At 64.6% G+C, this 16,535-nt stretch carries 17 protein-coding genes, 1 other RNA gene and 1 pseudogene; 9 read left to right on the top strand and 10 right to left on the bottom strand.

The features are described 5' to 3' along the window. Nucleotides 1-6: 6 nt before the first annotated feature. From ABLE86_RS02485 to ABLE86_RS02500, 4 genes are all read right to left on the bottom strand, one after another. On the bottom strand, nt 7-975 hold the full coding sequence (locus ABLE86_RS02485; protein ID WP_348777324.1) for a protease modulator HflC: 969 nt from the start codon (nt 973-975) through the stop codon (nt 7-9). After that, on the bottom strand, nt 975-2,081 hold the full coding sequence (hflK, locus tag ABLE86_RS02490) for an FtsH protease activity modulator HflK (protein ID WP_348777325.1): 1,107 nt from the start codon (nt 2,079-2,081) through the stop codon (nt 975-977). Before hflK ends, ABLE86_RS02485 begins: the two co-directional genes overlap by 1 nt. A gap of 121 nt (nt 2,082-2,202) precedes the next feature. Further along, complete coding sequence (locus tag ABLE86_RS02495; RefSeq protein WP_348777326.1) at nt 2,203-2,745, bottom strand: dihydrofolate reductase; 543 nt, start codon at nt 2,743-2,745, stop codon at nt 2,203-2,205. Further along, nucleotides 2,745-3,782: a DUF4424 domain-containing protein gene (locus ABLE86_RS02500; RefSeq protein ID WP_348777327.1), complete on the bottom strand. Its 1,038-nt coding sequence runs from the start codon at nt 3,780-3,782 to the stop codon at nt 2,745-2,747. Before ABLE86_RS02500 ends, ABLE86_RS02495 begins: the two co-directional genes overlap by 1 nt. Here ABLE86_RS02500 and ABLE86_RS02505 point away from each other — a divergent pair. The 3 genes from ABLE86_RS02505 (at nt 3,781) to ABLE86_RS02515 (ending at nt 5,752) form a co-directional block, all read left to right on the top strand. Further along, nucleotides 3,781-3,963 carry a hypothetical protein gene (locus ABLE86_RS02505; protein ID WP_348777328.1) on the top strand — a complete coding sequence of 61 codons (183 nt, stop codon included), beginning with the start codon at nt 3,781-3,783 and terminating at the stop codon, nt 3,961-3,963. The two genes, ABLE86_RS02500 and ABLE86_RS02505, sit on opposite strands and share 2 nt — an antisense overlap. A gap of 130 nt (nt 3,964-4,093) precedes the next feature. After that, the gene (locus ABLE86_RS02510; protein WP_348777329.1) at nt 4,094-4,738 is read left to right on the top strand and encodes a DUF47 domain-containing protein; all 645 of its coding nucleotides are present in this window, start codon (nt 4,094-4,096) and stop codon (nt 4,736-4,738) included. A 9-nt stretch (nt 4,739-4,747) separates the two neighbouring features. Beyond that, complete coding sequence (locus tag ABLE86_RS02515; protein ID WP_348777330.1) at nt 4,748-5,752, top strand: inorganic phosphate transporter; 1,005 nt, start codon at nt 4,748-4,750, stop codon at nt 5,750-5,752. 78 nt (nt 5,753-5,830) lie between these two features. Here the strand turns inward: ABLE86_RS02515 and ABLE86_RS02520 are convergent, their stop codons facing one another. Next, nucleotides 5,831-6,625 (bottom strand): thymidylate synthase, encoded by a 795-nt coding sequence (locus ABLE86_RS02520; protein ID WP_348777331.1) that lies wholly within the window; start codon nt 6,623-6,625, stop codon nt 5,831-5,833. A 132-nt stretch (nt 6,626-6,757) separates the two neighbouring features. Then, nucleotides 6,758-7,069 (bottom strand): DUF2853 family protein, encoded by a 312-nt coding sequence (locus ABLE86_RS02525; RefSeq protein WP_348777332.1) that lies wholly within the window; start codon nt 7,067-7,069, stop codon nt 6,758-6,760. 145 nt (nt 7,070-7,214) lie between these two features. Here ABLE86_RS02525 and ssrA point away from each other — a divergent pair. The 5 genes and pseudogenes from ssrA to ABLE86_RS02550 all read left to right on the top strand — a co-directional run bounded on the left by ssrA (nt 7,215) and on the right by ABLE86_RS02550 (nt 9,120). Then, nucleotides 7,215-7,571, top strand: a transfer-messenger RNA (tmRNA) gene (ssrA, locus tag ABLE86_RS02530). A gap of 233 nt (nt 7,572-7,804) precedes the next feature. Beyond that, the gene (locus ABLE86_RS02535; protein ID WP_348777333.1) at nt 7,805-8,341 is read left to right on the top strand and encodes an SspB family protein; all 537 of its coding nucleotides are present in this window, start codon (nt 7,805-7,807) and stop codon (nt 8,339-8,341) included. A 12-nt stretch (nt 8,342-8,353) separates the two neighbouring features. Beyond that, nucleotides 8,354-8,569 carry a DUF4169 family protein gene (locus ABLE86_RS02540; RefSeq protein WP_348777334.1) on the top strand — a complete coding sequence of 72 codons (216 nt, stop codon included), beginning with the start codon at nt 8,354-8,356 and terminating at the stop codon, nt 8,567-8,569. Next, nucleotides 8,566-8,781 (top strand): annotated as a pseudogene (locus ABLE86_RS02545) (ribbon-helix-helix domain-containing protein); the annotation flags it as partial. The gene ABLE86_RS02540 and the pseudogene ABLE86_RS02545, both read left to right, overlap by 4 nt. 36 nt (nt 8,782-8,817) lie before the next feature. Then, nucleotides 8,818-9,120 (top strand): putative quinol monooxygenase, encoded by a 303-nt coding sequence (locus ABLE86_RS02550; protein WP_348777729.1) that lies wholly within the window; start codon nt 8,818-8,820, stop codon nt 9,118-9,120. A 75-nt stretch (nt 9,121-9,195) separates the two neighbouring features. On the opposite strand, the gene ABLE86_RS02555 is transcribed toward ABLE86_RS02550, so the two are convergent. The 4 genes from ABLE86_RS02555 to ABLE86_RS02570 form a co-directional block, all read right to left on the bottom strand. After that, the gene (locus tag ABLE86_RS02555) at nt 9,196-9,678 is read right to left on the bottom strand and encodes an SRPBCC family protein (RefSeq protein WP_348777335.1); all 483 of its coding nucleotides are present in this window, start codon (nt 9,676-9,678) and stop codon (nt 9,196-9,198) included. Between the two features lie 102 nt (nt 9,679-9,780). Next, the gene (locus ABLE86_RS02560) at nt 9,781-13,704 is read right to left on the bottom strand and encodes an AsmA-like C-terminal region-containing protein (protein WP_348777336.1); all 3,924 of its coding nucleotides are present in this window, start codon (nt 13,702-13,704) and stop codon (nt 9,781-9,783) included. Nucleotides 13,705-13,839: 135 nt separating this feature from the next. Beyond that, on the bottom strand, nt 13,840-14,376 hold the full coding sequence (locus tag ABLE86_RS02565) for a hypothetical protein (RefSeq protein WP_348777337.1): 537 nt from the start codon (nt 14,374-14,376) through the stop codon (nt 13,840-13,842). A gap of 109 nt (nt 14,377-14,485) precedes the next feature. Then, the gene (locus ABLE86_RS02570) at nt 14,486-15,895 is read right to left on the bottom strand and encodes an FAD-linked oxidase C-terminal domain-containing protein (protein WP_348777338.1); all 1,410 of its coding nucleotides are present in this window, start codon (nt 15,893-15,895) and stop codon (nt 14,486-14,488) included. 87 nt (nt 15,896-15,982) lie between these two features. Between ABLE86_RS02570 and ABLE86_RS02575 the strand changes: the two genes are divergently transcribed. Continuing rightward, nucleotides 15,983-16,468 carry a thioesterase family protein gene (locus ABLE86_RS02575; protein ID WP_348777339.1) on the top strand — a complete coding sequence of 162 codons (486 nt, stop codon included), beginning with the start codon at nt 15,983-15,985 and terminating at the stop codon, nt 16,466-16,468. The last annotated feature ends 67 nt before the right edge of the window (nt 16,469-16,535 follow it).

The raw sequence follows: 16,535 nt of genomic DNA on the forward strand, positions 1-16,535 counted from the left end.
CGCTGCTTACTGGCTGGCGCCGGCTGTGGGTGCCCCGCTTGCAGCAGCCGGTGCGTTCGTGGTCGGTGCGTTCGTGGACGGCGCCGCGCCCGCTGCAGCACCCGAAGGGCTGCGGAAGTAGCGGAAGAACTCCGACTGCGGCGACAGCACCATGGTGGTGTCGGCGCTGTCGAGCGCCTTGTTGTAGGCATTCATCGAGCGGTAGAACTCGAAGAACTCAGGGTCGCGCTGGAAAGCGTCGGCGAAAGTGGCGTTACGCGCCGCCTCGCCCTCACCGCGCACGATCTCTGCTTCCTTCTGCGCTTCGGCAACCGTTTCCACGACCTCGCGGTCTGCGCGGGCGCGGATGCGCTGCGCCGCTTCGCGGCCGCGTGCCCGCAGCCTTTCGGCTTCGGCCAGGCGCTCGGCCTTCATGCGCTCGTAGGTCTGCTGCGAAACCTCGGCCGTCAGGTCGGTGCGGCGAATGCGCACGTCCTCGATCTCCAGTCCGAGCGAGGTCGCGTCGGGGCGAAGCTGGTCGCGCACTTCGCGCATCATCGAGGCGCGCTCTTCCGACAGCGCCGCTTCGAAGCCCCGCACGCCGTAGACGCGACGCAGGGCCGCGTCGAGGCGCGTCTTCAGGCGCTGCTCGGCAAGGGTCACGCTTCCCGAAACGGCGGCACGGAACAGCCGTGGGTTCTTGATGCGGTAGGCCACGAAGGCATCCACCTCATAGAACTTGCCGCCCGAAACCTGAACGCGGATGTTGTCGAGATCGAAGCGCAGGATGCGGTCATCCACATATTGCACCGTGTCGGCGTCGAACATCGAGAACGGCATCTTGAAGTAGATGCCGGGCTCGCTCTTGACGTCGACGATCTCGCCGAAGCGCAACACGATGGCCTGCTGGCGCGCATTGACGACATAAACCGAGGAGTAGAGCAGCAGCAGGATGACCGCTGCGATCACGCCGATGATTGGGAGACGGTTAGACATTACTTGTTGCCTCCTTGGGTCGCGTTCGGCGCGCGGTTCTGCAATTCCGGCAGGGGCAGATAGGGTATCACGCCCTGCCCATTGCCCTGGTCGACGATGACCTTGTTGGCCCCCTTGAGAACCGATTCCATGGTTTCGAGGAACAGGCGCTGGCGGGTCACGTCGGGTGCCTTGGCATATTCGTCGTAGACGGAGATGAAGCGCTGCGCCTCACCCTCGGCCTCCTGGACAACGCGGTTCTTGTAGGCGGCCGCATCCTCGCGGATCTGCGCGGCCTGGCCTCGAGCCTGGCCCAGCTTCTGGTTGGAGTACTGGTTGGCCTCCTCCACGAAGCGGTCTTCGTCCTGTTCGGCGCGCTGCACCTCGTCAAAGGCGTCCGCGACTTCGCGCGGCGGGGCCGCATCTTCGATCGAGATCGCATTGACCGCGATGCCGGCGCCATATTCGTCCAGCGTGCCCTGCACGGTGGAGCGCACCGAGTCGGCAATGCCCTGGCGGTCATCGCGGAAGATGTCCTGCGCGGGACGGCGCCCCACAACCTCGCGCATGGCGCTTTCGGACACCTGGCGCAGCATGCCGTCCGGGTCGGATACACGGAACAGATAGGCCTTGGGGTCGGAGACCTGGTAGGCCACCGAGAACTGCACGTTGACGATGTTCTGGTCACCCGAGAGCATCAGGCCCGAAGTCGAGCGGTCGGTGCCGCCGCCGATATTGATGAGCTTTTCGGCCATATTGGCCTTTTCGATGGTTTCGACCGGCCACCAGTGGAAATGCAGGCCGGGGCCGGAAATCTCTTCCTTCGGCTTGCCGAAGCGAAGCTCCACCGCCATCTCGTCCGGCTGGACGGTGTAGACGGCCTGGAAGGCCCAGAACACCACAAGCGCAACGGCAATCAGCCCGAACATGGCCGCCCCGCCGCCGTTTCCGCCGGGCAGAACGTTCTTCAGGCGGTCTTGGCCGCGCCGGATGATGTCTTCAAGATCGGGAGGGGTGCCTTGCGGGCCGCCCGGGCCACGAGACCCCTGGCCCCAAGGGCCACCGCTGTTTCCACCGCCGCCCCCCCATGGGCCGCCGCCGCCACCGCTCTGATTGTTCCAGGGCATGAATGTCCTTTCGGTTCAAAATCTTCCGGCCTTCGGCCAGGCGCCATGTGCACGTGCTTCCTTCTATAGGGACGCCGCCACGCGCTTTCAACGCGGCGACCGCGCGCATTCGTCGATTTGCTTACGAAACCGCCGCTTTAGGCTCTTTCATCGCATCGCGGCGCCGCTCGTAGACTGCATAGCGCGTCGCGTGGCTGTCTTTTTCGCCCGCCGGCACGTCGATTGCGCTGACAAGCCGCCAGATATCCGGATCGATATCGGGAAAGCGCGTGTCGCCCTCAACCTCGGCCAGCACATGCGTGACAAGCAGCCTGTCCGCCAGCGGCAGCGCCTCGCGGTAGATCTCGCCGCCGCCCACGACGCAGATCTCGTCGGCACCGGCCATGCAGCGCGCACGCGCGGTGGCCAGCGTTATGGCCTCGGCCAGCGAGCCGACTACCTCCGCGCCCTCGGCACGAAAATCCTTGTCCCGCGTCACTATTATATTCAGGCGGCCGGGCAGCGGCCGGCCGATGCTCTGCCAGGTCTTGCGGCCCATGATGATCGGCTTGCCCATCGTGTCGGCCTTGAAGCGCTTGAGGTCGCTGGAAAGCCGCCACGGCAATCCGCCCTCGCGCCCGATCACGCCGTTTTCGGCGATGGCCACATAGATCGCTAGTCTCATCAATTGCCGCTCCCGTCTTGGCTGGCTTCGGCGCCTTCCGGGTCCGGATGGCTGAGGATCAGGATGTCGAGGTCGCGCTCGGGATAGAAATCCTGAGCCTTCATGCGAAAGGTGGTCGGGCCGATCTTCTCGACCTTGCTGCCGCAGAAGCTGATCAGGTTATTCGCATCGCCCTTGTCGACGGTCAGCGTGAAGTCGCCGATGGTTCCCATGGCCCAGTTGCCGCCGGTCTTCAGAATGTAGGACAGGCGGTTCTCGTAAAGCGCCGGATAGTCGCTCGGGGCTGCCTTTACTGCCTTCGCAACCGCCTTCTCGAACGCCGCGTCCATGCAGTAGCGCCGCTTGTAGTCTTCATAGGTGGCTCCGGCGAGCCTGCCGCCGTCCATGAAGGTCAGGCCAACGCTGCCGCCCAGGCTCGGCTGGTAGCGGTGCGACACTTTCACCGCCTGGCCGGTCGGGAACACCGTGCGCCACCAATAGGTGGAGCGCAATTGCCAGAAGGGCGACCGTTCGCGCTTCCAGCCCGAGCCGTCGTCATATTCTTCGATCATTATTATGCCGCGGTCGATCCAGCCGTCGGCGACCTCCTGCGGCAGCGCCTGCAGCGACTTGGTGGTCTCCGGACCAAACGGATAGAAGGGCACGCCGTGGGCCTTCAGCTCGTCGGAAATGTCAATGCCGACCGCCATTGCCCGATGCTCGAGTTCAGGCTGAACGGTCGTGCCGTCGACGAACACCTCGAAGCCGAGGAAATTGTCGTCCTCGGCCCTGGGAATGGCCGGCATGAAATAGGGATTGCCGGTGATCTCAGGCATCGGAAAGGCCACTATGGTCGCCACGTCCTTGTCGGAAGTGTTGCGAAACACATAGTCCACCGTGATCCTGTCGCGGGAAATGAACAGGTCTTCCTTTTCCATCGCCACGACGTCGCTGCGCGACAGGATCAGCCCGCCGGTGCCGAGTTCGGCAATGGAGTCGTTGGCCAGCGCCGGGGCCGGAGCCAGGAACGGCAAGGCGAACATCAGGCGGCGGAACATGGAAAAAACCTCCTCGCGCAGCGCCTGGCACGAGTCGGCCGACGCGGCGGTATCTAACCCTCCGGTCGAAGCACAATCAAAGCAAAAGGCGCGGCTGCTGGACTTTCCACAAGCGCTCGCGCCGCCTATCAGCTGGCGGGGTGAGGCAATTTCGCGGTTGATCTCGGCATTTCTGCACTAGCGAGGCGCTGCATCGTGCAATAGACGGAAGCCGGCTATCCCTGGCCGGGCTCCCATCCGAAGGCCGGAACGCCGCCGCGTGGTTTCTCGCCTGCGGCTGTCCTTGTGGAAAAGTATAGAAGGTATTTTAGATGCTGGGCTGGTTTCGGGCGCTGATGCCGCGGGAAGACCGCTTCTTCGATCTGTTCACACGGCATTCCCAATTGGTGGTCAGCGGCGCCGAAGCCCTGCAGGGCCTGCTGGCCGGCGGCGAAGAGGTCGAGAAATACGGCCGGCGGATCGTCGAACTGGAAACCCAGGCCGACGCCATTACCCACGAGGTGATGCTGGCCGTGCGGCGCAGCTTCATCACCCCGTTCGATCGCGGCGACATCAAGGACCTGATCCAGTCCATGGACGATGCCATCGACATGATGCGCAAGACCGTGAAGACGGTCAGCCTGTACGAGCAGAAGCAGTTTGATCCGCTGATGCAGGATATGGGCAGCATCATCGTCTCTGCCGCACGGCTGATCGACGAGGCGATCCCGCTTCTCAACAAGGTCAACCCCAACGCCCCGCGGCTTGCGGCGATCACCGAGGAGGTGACGCGCATCGAGGGTCGCTCCGATGAGCTGCACGACCAGGGCTTGAAGGAGCTGTTCCGCGTACACGGCCACAGCGATCCGATGGCCTATCTCATCGGCAGGGAAATCTACGGACATCTCGAAAAGGTGGTCGACAGCTTCGAAGACGTCGCAGACGAGATCAGCGGCATCGTCATCGAGAACATATAGCGCCTCGTGATGGATGCCTCCCTCGCCTTTCCGCTGCTGGCCGGCCTGATCGCGGTCGCGCTGTTCTTCGACTTCCTCAACGGCCTGCACGACGCCGCCAATTCCATCGCCACCATCGTTTCCACGCGGGTGCTGCGGCCGCAATATGCGGTCGCATGGGCGGCGTTCTTCAACTTCATCGCCTTCCTGTTCTTCGGCCTGCACGTGGCCCAGACGCTGGGCACCGGCATCATCAATGCCGAGATCGTCAATCCGCAGGTGATCTTCGCCGCCCTCATGGGTGCGATCATCTGGAACATCCTGACCTGGATCTTCGGCATTCCGTCGAGCAGCTCGCACGCGCTCATCGGCGGCCTCGTCGGGGCTGGCGTGGCCAAGGCCGGCGGCGGCGCGGTGGTGTGGACCGGCCTGCTCAAGACCTCGGCGGCGATCGTGATGTCGCCGATGGTCGGTTTCCTGCTTGCGCTGAGCCTGGTGCTGTTCGTGTCCTGGCTGTTCATCCGCCAGACGCCGTTTGCGGTCGACCGTACCTTCCGCGTCATGCAATTCATCTCGGCGTCGCTCTATTCGTTGGGCCATGGCGGCAACGACGCGCAGAAAACCATGGGCATCATCGCGGTGCTGCTGTTCTCGCAGGGCTATCTCGGCAGCGAATTCTACGTGCCGTTCTGGGTCGTCATCACCTGCCAGAGCGCCATGGCGCTCGGCACGCTGTTCGGCGGCTGGCGCATCGTCCACACCATGGGCTCGAAGATCACGCGGCTAAATCCGATGCAGGGCTTCTGCGCCGAAACCGGCGGTGCCATCACACTGTTCATGGCCACATGGCTCGGCATTCCGGTTTCCACCACCCACACCATCACCGGCGCCATCATCGGCGTCGGCGCCGCACGCCGGGTGTCGGCCGTGCGCTGGGGCATCGCCGGCAATATCGTGATTGCCTGGGTGGTCACCTTGCCTGCGGCGGCGGCCATCTCGGCCCTCACCTATTTCGCCGTCGGTTTCTTCGCTTGACCGCGAAATGAAAAACGGGAGCGGCCGCTTGTTTCCGGCCGCTCCCGCTTCCTCAGGCTCGCATGGCTTCGCGCCTCCTCACACTGCAATCGGCGCGCGAATGTTCGGGTCGGCCTGATAATTCTCCAGCCGGAAATCTTCGAAGCGGAAGGCGAACAGGCCCTTCACTTCCGGATTGATCCACATCGTCGGCAAGGGCTTGGGCGTGCGCGAAAGCTGCTCTCGCGCCTGCTCGAAATGGTTGGCGTAGAGGTGCGCATCGCCCAGCGTGTGGATGAACTCGCCAGGCTTCAGCCCACTCACCTGCGCCACCATCATCGTCAGCAGCGCATAGGAGGCGATGTTGAACGGCACGCCGAGGAAGATGTCGGCCGAACGCTGGTAGAGCTGGCAGGACAGCCGCCCTTCCGAAACATAGAACTGGAACAGGCAGTGGCATGGAGGCAGCGCCATCTCGTCCACCTCGGCCGGGTTCCAGGCCGAGACGATCAGCCGCCGCGAATTGGGATTGTTGCGCAACTGCTGCAGAAGGTTTGCGATCTGGTCGATGCGCTCGCCGTTCGGAGCCGGCCAGGAACGCCACTGCGCGCCATAGACGGGGCCGAGGTCGCCATTCTCGTCGGCCCACTCATCCCAGATCGTCACGCCATGATCGTGCAGATACTTGATGTTGGTATCGCCGGCCAGGAACCAGAGCAGTTCATGGATGATCGACTTCAGGTGCAGCTTTTTCGTGGTGGTGACGGGAAAGCCATCGGCTAGGTCGAAGCACATCTGGTAGCCGAACACCGAGCGCGTGCCGGTTCCGGTACGGTCGCTGCGGTCCACGCCGGTTTCGAGCACGTGTTTCAGGAGGTCGAGATACTGGCGCATTGTTCCGCTTCGATTCGGGGAATGGTCGGGGACAGCCGGTTATAACGTAAGCCCCGGCTTGCGCCATGCCAACCGGGGCTCATTTCGCGCCTTGTGCCGCGGCGGCGGCTTGCGACTGCCGCGTCGCGGGGCCTAGAGCGCGCCCAACTTTCCCAGTTCCTTCGCGGCCAGGTAGTAGAAGGTCACACGGCTCTTGGTGTGATCGGCCGCCATCGCCTTGCAGACCTTCTCCACCGTTGCGTCGGCCAGGGCATCATCCGTCACGCCCAGCTTCTTGGCGATCCAGTTTTCCTTGACGCGTTCGAGCTCCTTCGGATCAGTGCAGGACACCAGCGACGAGTCGCGGTTGCGCAATGCGATGCCCAGATGCCTCACGATCTTGTCGACGGTCGCGGCATCGGCCACGGCATCGTATTTCATCACGTCTGTGAGATAGTCGGTCATGCGTACTCCCCTCGTTGAACAACAACAGGATTTTCGCTCCTGCGGATCGCAACCTGGGCGTTTCCGCCGTATCCCCACCGTCCACGAGCTTCCGTGCGGACCCGCCCCCTGTCAAGCACTTGCTGGCAGCGGATAACGCAGATGGGCCCTTTTATTTTCGGCAGACCCTGCCTATATTCGCGCTGTCAGCTTGCCTGACTATGGCAATAAATGGGCGATGCAATAAACCGTTCGGACCCGGGGGCGGTACCCGGCGCCTCCACCAAAAACCGCTCTTTTGGAGCGGCTTTTGATGGGGGCGAAATAGGATCGACGAAGGCGTAAAGATCGTACTTTTGCTCGGCATTGTACCACCGTTATCGGGCTATTTTTATAGTTGCCAACGACAACTATGCGGAAGCACGTCTCGCTGCTTAATGCGGCGCGATAGCTTCAAATCAAGCCCTAGCGGTTCGCACCTCTAGGCGGGGTTCGGAGGTACCTGGCAACAGAAACCTCCACTTCTCTCTTGAAGTTACGCCGGTTTCTACACCAGTTGGATCAAGACCTTGCAGGATCCACGGTGCGGTCCCTGTGGAGCCGCGAAATTCCGCCGGTTGGTTGCTAACGTGTCAGTAACTTTTCCACGCTGCGACCCTCCCTGTGCCTGTTGCGCTCGTGCGCTATATGCGGTTTACGATAGGGCCGAGCTTGAGTACAGCTAGCCAACTCGATTCACCGGAAGCACGCCCGCATATGCCCGAAGACCAGATTCGCTACGATATTCTTGCCCAGGAAGCGCTGCGGGGCGTCATGCGCAAGGTGCTCGGAGAGGTGGCCCGCACCGGCCTGCCGGGCAACCACCACTTCTTCATCACCTTTCTTACCGGCGCGCCCGGCGTTCGTATCTCCAGTCGGCTGCGCGAACGCTACCCCGAGCAGATGACCATCGTCATCCAGTTCCAGTATTGGGACCTCAAGGTCAGCGAAACCGGCTTTGAGATCGGCCTGTCCTTCTCCGACATTCCCGAGAAGCTCGAGATCCCCTTCTCCGCCGTGCGCGGCTTCTACGACCCTTCCGTGAACTTCGAACTGGAGTTCGACGTCAAGATCGAGGGCCTCATCGATTCCATCGAGGAAGAGCCCGCGCCCGAAGTACCTGCCAAGCGGCAGAAGAGCGCTCCGGCCAAGGCCGAGAGCGGCAAGAAGGCGGCAAAATCCTCCGAAGCCGAAAGCGAAGCCCCCGCCAAGGGCGCGGACGTCGTTTCGCTGGACGCGTTCCGCAAGAAATAGGAGGCCCGGCAATTGGCGGAAATCGTCAATCTTCGCCAAGCCCGGAAGAACAAGGCGCGCGCCGAGAAGGAACGCGCCGCGGAGCAGAACCGCATCCTGCACGGCCGCACCAAGGTCGAGAAGACCCGCGACCGCCAGACCGCAGACACGGCTGAGCGTTTCCTCGACGGCCACCGGCGCGAGCGCGGCACCGAAGCTCCCTCACCCTCCTCGGGCGACGACCGGTGAGCCTGGTGCGCAAGCACTCGGTGACGATCCGCGGCCACCGCACCAGCTATTCGCTCGAACAGCCCTTCTTCGACGACCTTGCGACCATCGCCGCTCAGCGCAATGTCCCACTCGCAGCCCTCGTCGCAGAAATCGACGAAACGCGCCCGCGCGAGGCGAACCTGTCTTCCGCGCTGCGGCTCCATGTTCTGGACTGGGCCAAGCGCAAAAGTGCCGCCGCGCCGGGCACGCCTGCGCAGGCGCGGACAATGTACGGGCTTATCGGCAGGATGATCGCGCAGCCCGGCAAGCGCGACGAACTGGTCGCCATCATGCAGGCAGGCACCGGGCGGATGCCCGGTTGTCTCAGCTATATCGTCGCGACCGACACCACCGACCGCAACGCCATCTGGATCACTGAGGTCTGGCTAGATGAGGCCAGCCACAAGGCGTCACTGGCCCTGCCTGAGGTGCAGGCGGCGATCGAGAAGGCGCGCCCCCTGATCGCCGGTTTCGACAGCCGCACCGTCACCACACCAGTTGCGGGCGTCGGGCTGGACGTCGCGGACTAGCCACCCCGCCGGTAAGAGGCCGGCGGCTTAAGCGAGTGCGCTTCCGCCAAAGGAAAGTGCGGGGCGCCTCTCGAGCTAAAGCTTGGCCACCAGCGCTGCCAACTGATCGGTGCAGCGGCCCCAGCCCTCATGAAAACCCATCTTCTCATGCGCGTCGCGGTCTTCCACCGTCCAGTGGCGGGCGCGGGCCGTGTATCTCGTCTTGCCGTCCACATCCTCAAAGGTCAGCACTCCGGTAAAGAACGGCTTGGGCGACGGCTGCCACGCCTCGGTATAGGCGTCGGTGAACACGAGCTTCTCGTTTTCCACCACCTCAAGATAGATACCGCGGTTCGGATAGTCGTTGCCCTCGGGATCTCGCATCACGATCAGGCTGGAGCCGCCGGGCCGCACGTCGAGCTCGGCCGATGGCGTGGTCCAGGGCAGTGGCGCGAACCACTGTTTGAGCAGTTCTGCGTCGGTCCATGCGCGGAAAACCTTCTCCCGCGGCGCATCAATGATGCGGGTCAGCACCAGTTCGCGGTCGGAAGTCGGGGTGGTTTCGGCTGCGGCGGTCATTCTCGTCTCCACGGTTTGTCGCTTTCCCTCTAGACGCACGAACCGGCAGAAACCCGACAGCACCAAGCATTTTTCCCGATACGACCGGCGTGGCGTTGAAGCTTAGCCGCCGGAGTCGTCCAGATTGCGCAGCAGTTCTTCTATCGATTCGGGATCGAAGGTGTTCGCCCCGCCGGGCGCCAGCTGGTTCGGCCTTGGCGGTGGCGGCAGGGGCTCTCGCTCGATACCGGGCGCCTGCTCCAACTTCTGCTCCGCGTCCGCCCTGGCCCTGGCCGCGGCTTCGGCCCTCGCTTTCTTCTCCGCCTCTGCCTTCGCCTTGGCCGCAGCTTCGGCTTCAGCCCGCGCCCTGGCTTCCGCTTCGGCCTTCTGCGCTGCCGTCTGCTCGGCGGCTCTCGCCTCGGCCTCGGCCTTGGCTTTTGCGTCGGCTTCCGCCTTTGCCTGGGCTTCGGCTGCAGCGCGTGCCCTGGCTTCGGCCTCTGCCTTCAGCCGCGCCTCCTCCGCCTCGCGCCGGCGCTTTTCCTCGGCCGCGCGTTCGCGTTCCTGCTGCAGCGAGGTGTAGTAGCGGGCCTCGCGGCGCAGGCGCTGCTTTTCCAGCACCTCCGCCTGCATGGCCTCAACTCTCGCCTGCTCGCGCTCCAGTGCGCGCTGCGTCAGGAACTGGCCGAGCGGATCGCTGTCCAGCGTCCGCTTCGGCGCGGCAAGCGGGCCCGTAAGGCTGAAGCGCAGGCTGGGTTCCGAGCCCACCAGCGCCTCGTCGCCGGGCGCGTAGGCGATCGTGCCGTCGGCTGCCACCGTGCCGGCATTGAGGTCGGCGCGCAGGTCGCTCGAAAGCCTCGCCTTCGGCGTTTCGAAGCTGAAGGGCGGCGCGCGCAGCACGCCCGCGGCCACGCTGAATGCAATGTCGGCATCACCGGCCGCCAAGCTCCCAGAAGCGACGATCTCCGGCGCGAAAGCCGCCGTGCGCGCCGCGTTGACGTCACGGCCGATGGCGTCTGCCTTTTCGATCAGGGTCGGCAATGCTTCGGGGTTGACCCCCGGAACCACGAGCCCTTTGAGCGAGGCCGTGCCCGAGCCGGAAAGCGCCGCGACCAGACCGCCCACCGACTTGCCGCTTGCCGAAAGCGCGGCGGCGATATCGGCGCGGCCCGCCAGCCCGGTTTCGGGCAGGGCCGCCGCGAGATCGGCACCATCCAGCTTTAGTTGGCCGGATACCAGGCCTGTGCCGCCGTTGTTCTTGATCTCGAACAGCCCCTTGAGCCGGCCATCGAAGAGCTTTGCCTCCACATCGGAAAGCCGCAGTCCCTCCTCGTCCAGCTTCAGCGCAAGCCGGGCATCGTGGGCGGTGTTCGTTCCGGCTGTGATGATGTTGGCAACCGTGAGGTCGAGATTGGCGGCAAAGGGCGCCAACGGCTTCGGCTGGAAGGCAACCTCCGACCAGCCCTTGCCGGTGGACGCAACCGCCTGCTCGCCGAGCACCATCGCAATGGCCGGATCGAGGTTCAACTCGTCCAGCGCCAGCGCGCCGGTCAGCTGCGGCACGCCGTTCTTCGCCTGAACATTGACCGCGCCCGAAACCGCGCCCTCGTTGACAGCGCCTTCGATCTTGTCGAGCACCAGCAGGCCGCTTTCGTAGTCGGCCTCGGCGGAGAGCGTCAGCGGCGTGCCCATGCCCATGCCGGGCAAGCCGAATCCCACCGTCATCATCCACGGCTCGATGTCCTGCGCATCCAGCTTCACGTCGCCTTTCGCGCGCGCCTGCTCCTCGGAATAGCCCGTCGTGCCGTCGAACGAGGCTGAAAAGCCGTCGCCGCCGAAGCGGAAACTCGTGTCCAGTCCGCCCGCCGCCGTGCCCTTGGCAGAGAGGGAAAGCTCGCCGGGGCCCGTCAGGCCGAGCGGCAGCGTCGGCAGGCCGGCGAGCGCCAGCAGCGTGGTGGCGTCGTCATTGTGCGCCGACAGCGACAGGTCGAGCGGCGCGCGGTCGAGTTCGTCGGGTGTACCCTTGGCCGAAAGCGAGGCGGAGATCGCCGAGCCGCCGGCACTGCCCTCCACGCTCAGTGTCAGCCCGGTGTCGCCCTCGCCGTTGGCCACAGCGCTGGCCACCACATCGATGCGCGCATCCTCGAACAGGCCATGATGCGCGGCCGCGCGAGAAGCCAGGCCCGCCAGCAGCAAGTTTTCCGGATAGTGCTGCGCCGCCAGCCCGATCAGCGGGGCCAAGTCGACCGAAACGATCGAGGCGTCCAGATTGCCGGTCGGGCTCTGGGGAAAGTCCTTGATCCGGCCCGTCGCGCTCAGCGAAGCACCGGCCAGCCCCTCGACCGACAGCCGGTCGATCTCCAGCAGGCCGCTGCGCAGCCTCAGCGCCGTGTCTATTCTGTCTGCGGTAAGCCCGCCGGCCGAAACCGGCCCCGCCTTGATGTCGAAATCGAGGTCGCGGTCGGCAAAACGGTTGGCGCCCTTGTCGCTGACGAAGAGCGAGGCGAAGGCCGAAAGCCCGTCAACGTCCAGCGCCTCGCCGTCGAGCCTGATCGCAACCGATGGGCGCATGTCGGCCGGCTGCCGGCTGTCGATGCGGCCGGAAAACTTCGCCTTGCCGAGCATCAGTTCGAGGTCGTCGAAGACCTGGCGTTGCTCGGTCATGTCCACATTTGCCTTGAAGCCGGCGGCAGGCAGGCGACGGATCGCCTCATCGACATCAGAGGCCACCCAGGCGGCAAAGCCGGAAGGCTGCCCCACCGCAAGCAGCAGCGAACCTTTGAAGCCCAAATCGCCGTCGGTACGCAACAGGCCATCGGCCTCCAGCGTCGTGCGGCCTGGCAATGTCGCGGCCAGCGACTTTACCGCCCAGCCGCCCTCGGCGGGCTCGGCCGACAGGCGCACGTCACGCACCGTGGTGTCGCCAGCCACGATCGCCGGAAGATTGACTTCGATGCTGCCGGGCATGCCAGGCTTTGGCAGGTTGGAAAGCGCCTTTTCCAGCGCGGAGATGCGCTCCGCCAGCGTCAGCCCCGCGTCGGTTTCGTCGCCGGCGACCGCTTCGTCGAAGCGCACCTGCGCGCCCTTGGCCTCAATGGAAAAGCGCGGCGCAGTGCCGAGATCGATGAAAGCCGTGCCGTCGGCCGTATAGGGGTTGTCCAGCGGCCCGGTTTCGAAACGGAAATTGTCGATGCCAAGCTTGCGGTGGTCGAGCGAGAACTGGCCGTTCAGCCGGAAGCCCGGTTCGGCTTTCAAGCCTGCCGCCTTGACCATTTCGCCGTCGCCGCCGCGCAGTTTTTCCGCCGCACGCTCCTCGCCGAGGATCTTGAACTGGCCCGAATAGAGCGCAGCACCGTTTTCGATCCGGGCATTGCCGTCGGCCTCGATGGCGACCGGATAGTGCTCGGGCTCAGCCCTCACCTTGACGCGCAGCTGGCCGCTTTCCTCGTCAAACGTGCCGGTGGAGGCAGAAATTGCGGTCCGCATGCCGTCCACCAGTGCTGTACCGTTGGCCCGCCACGGACCGGCAAGCGACTTGGCCGAGATTTCCGTATTGATCTCGGCCAGGCGATGCTCGCGCCCGCCGGCAGCGTGGCGGATCACGACCTGCCCGTCGGTGATGGTCAGCTTTTCCAGCGCGATCCGCTTCGGGTCGAAGGGCGAAGACGGCCGCATCGCCCAGTCGACCGTGCCGTCGGCCGCGATGTCGATCGTCGCCCTCGGACGCACCAGCCGCATGTCGAAGATCAGCAATTCGCCGCGCATGAATGGCGCGAGCTCCGCATCCATCGAGAATTTTTCGACCGTCATTGCGGGCTCGCCCTTGGCAGAGCCGCCCACGGCGACATCCGAGAAGGTTACCGACGGAAACGGCAGCAGGCGCGCAGTGGCGGCCCCTTCCACCGTCACCTGGCGCCCGAGAATCACGCTCGCCTCACGCTCGAAATCGGCGCGGTAGGAGGTCCAGTCGACAAAATACGGAGCCACCAGCGCCGCAGTCAGCGCCAGTACGATCAATCCGCCCACAAATACAAAAAGTCGGGCCAGCATCTCACTCCGACAAATCGCCCCAAAACGCTCCTGCACTCTACCCGTATGAGCGTGTCGATAAAGAGGCATCTTGGCCGGATGCACAGAACCCGCCCGCCCGCACGATGGGGCACCTCGGTTGGCGGCTGCCTCCGATCAAAGCGCGTGATGGCCGCGCGTGTCGCGCTTGGCCTGCGCGACCTTGCCGGCCTTGCGCTGGCGGCCAAGCTCCATCGGCCGGATCAGGTTCTTGGTCTTGCCGCTTTCCACCGCGCGCATGCCGCTATGTGCATGGCGCGTGTTGAAGTCCGCCTCCCGCGCCTCAGCCTGCTGCTTCATGGCCAGCGCCCGGCGAGAGTTCTCGATCTGCTGCATGCTTGCCGCGAGTTGCTGGCGGCGCTCCACCTCCGTATTCACGCGCCGCATGGCCATGGCAAGCACAGCAAGCTTGGTGCGGGAGCCCGCATCGCCGGTCACGGGCTTGGCGCCTTTCGGCACCCCCTTGCCGCGGATTTCGCGGCGGCGGCGAAACACATCGCCTTGCGCCTTGTCGCGCCGCTCGCGCATCAGCTTGACCAGGTCGTGGAGTTCGGCGTCGGAAAGGTTCTGGATTTGCGGGTGGTGGGACTTTTCCACCAGCTCGCGCTCGTCGCCGTTCAGGGCCCGGGCTTCTTCCTTGCGTGAAATCGCCATCTCGCTTGCTCCTTGTCGGTGCGCTCTTCCAGTCTGGAAATTTGGCACAATGCCGGAACGGTCAAGGGGCAAGGGCGCCAAGCGGTCGTCTTGTGGGTCCGCAGGTGCCTCAGCGCGGCAGGATCTTCCCAGGATTGAGGATGTTTTGCGGGTCCAGCGCAGTCTTGATCGAGCGCATGACGTCCACCGCCTCGCCGAGCTCATGCTCCAGGAACCCCATCTTGCCCTGGCCGATGCCGTGCTCGCCGGTGCAGGTGCCGTCCATGGAAATGGCCCGCATGTTCAGGCGGCCGACGAATTCCTCGGCCTGTGCAACTTCCCTAGGGTCGCTCGCATCCATCAGCACCAGAACGTGGAAATTGCCGTCGCCGACATGGCCGACGATCGGCGCGATCAGGCCCATGCCGGCAATGTCGGCCTCGGTCTCCGCGATGCACTCGGCCAGCCGCGAGATCGGTACGCAGACGTCGGTGGAAAGCCCCTTCGCACCGGGCCGCAACGTCAGCGAGGCCCAATAGGCCTCGTGCCGCGCCTTCCACAACTTCGCCCGCTCCTCGGCCACGCTTGTCCAAAGGAACGGCCCGCCGCCATGCTCGGCCGCGATCTCGCCAAAGCTTTCGGCCTGCTCGGCCACGCTCGCCTCACTGCCGTGGAACTCCACGAACAGGCACGGGCTTTCGGGATAGTCGAGCCCTGAATGCTGCTTGATCGCCCGCATCTGCAACTGGTTGACCAGTTCTATGCGCGCCACCGGAATGCCCATCTGGATCGTCGCGATCACCGCGTTGCAGGCGGCTTCCACTGACGGGAACGGGCAGACGCCGCCCGAAATCGCCTGCGGGATGCCATAGAGTTTTAGGGTCAGCGAGGTGATGATGCCGAGCGTGCCTTCCGAGCCCACCAGAAGCCGCGTCAGGTCGTAGCCGGCCGCGCTCTTCTTGGCGCGCCGGGCGGTGGTGACCGCGCGGCCGTCGGCCATCACAGCCGTCAGCGCCAGGACATTGTCGCGCATGGTGCCGTAGCGCACAGCGTTGGTGCCGGATGCCCGCGTCGCCGCCATGCCGCCGAGGCTGGCATTCGCGCCCGGATCGATCGGGAAGAACAGGCCCGTGTCGCGCAGATGGGTGTTCAGCGCCTCGCGCGTCACGCCGGGCTCCACGACGCAGTCGAGATCCTCAGCATGGACGGCGAGGATGCGGTTCATGCGCGAGGTGTCGAGCGAGATGCCGCCGCCCGGCGCATTCACATGGCCCTCGAGCGAGGTGCCGGTGCCGAAGGCGATCACTGGCACGCGGTGCGCCGCGCAGGCCCGCACCACTTCCTGCACCTCTTCCGTCGTTTCCGGAAACACCACGCCGTCCGGCGCCTGGGTAGGAATATAGGTGGTGGTGTGCGCATGCTGCTCGCGCACCGATGCGCCCGTCTGCAGGCGCTCGCCGAAACGCTGCTTGAGGATGCCGAGCACGGCCGCGATGCCATCCTCGTCGCGTTCAACCATCGCCACGTCGCTAAGAGCCATGCTTTCCTCCGCTATTGGACCATGAGCGGCCGGCGAGAAGAGTCTAAGTGTGTTGCATTCAACAACCGCCAAATGAGGAAGCTGTCAATGACCATCCAGGCCCCGTTCGTCTCCCAGGAGATGGAGATCGAGAAAGACTGGATCGACTATAACGGCCATCTCAACATGGCCTATTACAACGTGATTTTCGACCGCGGCTCCGACGGCGCGCTGGAGCTGCTGGGCATGGGGGCGGACTATGCCCGCGACCGCAAGCTCACGATCTACACGGCGGAAGTTCACATCTGCTACGTGCGCGAACTGCATCTGGGCGACAAGGTCACGGTCAGCTTCCAGCTCATCGACCATGACGAGAAGCGCCTGCGCGCCTATCAGGAAATCCGCCATGTCGACGGCTGGCTGGCCGCCACGTCCGAAACGCTGTCGCTGCATATCGACATGTCGGGCCCCAAGGTCGCCTCCTTCCCCGAAGACATCCAGGCCAAGGTCGACGCCATGGGCGCAGCACACGCCGCCCTGCCGATGCCGGAGCGCGCCGGACGCTCCATCGGCATCAAGCGCAAGAACGTCTGAGCGCCTAAGCCACCTTCCTGCGACACCGCGCCGCTCACCCCGCGGCATGGCCGACGGCGGGCATCAC

The organism is Mesorhizobium sp. KR2-14 (assembly GCF_040049255.1).
Lineage (GTDB): Bacteria > Pseudomonadota > Alphaproteobacteria > Rhizobiales > Rhizobiaceae > Pseudaminobacter.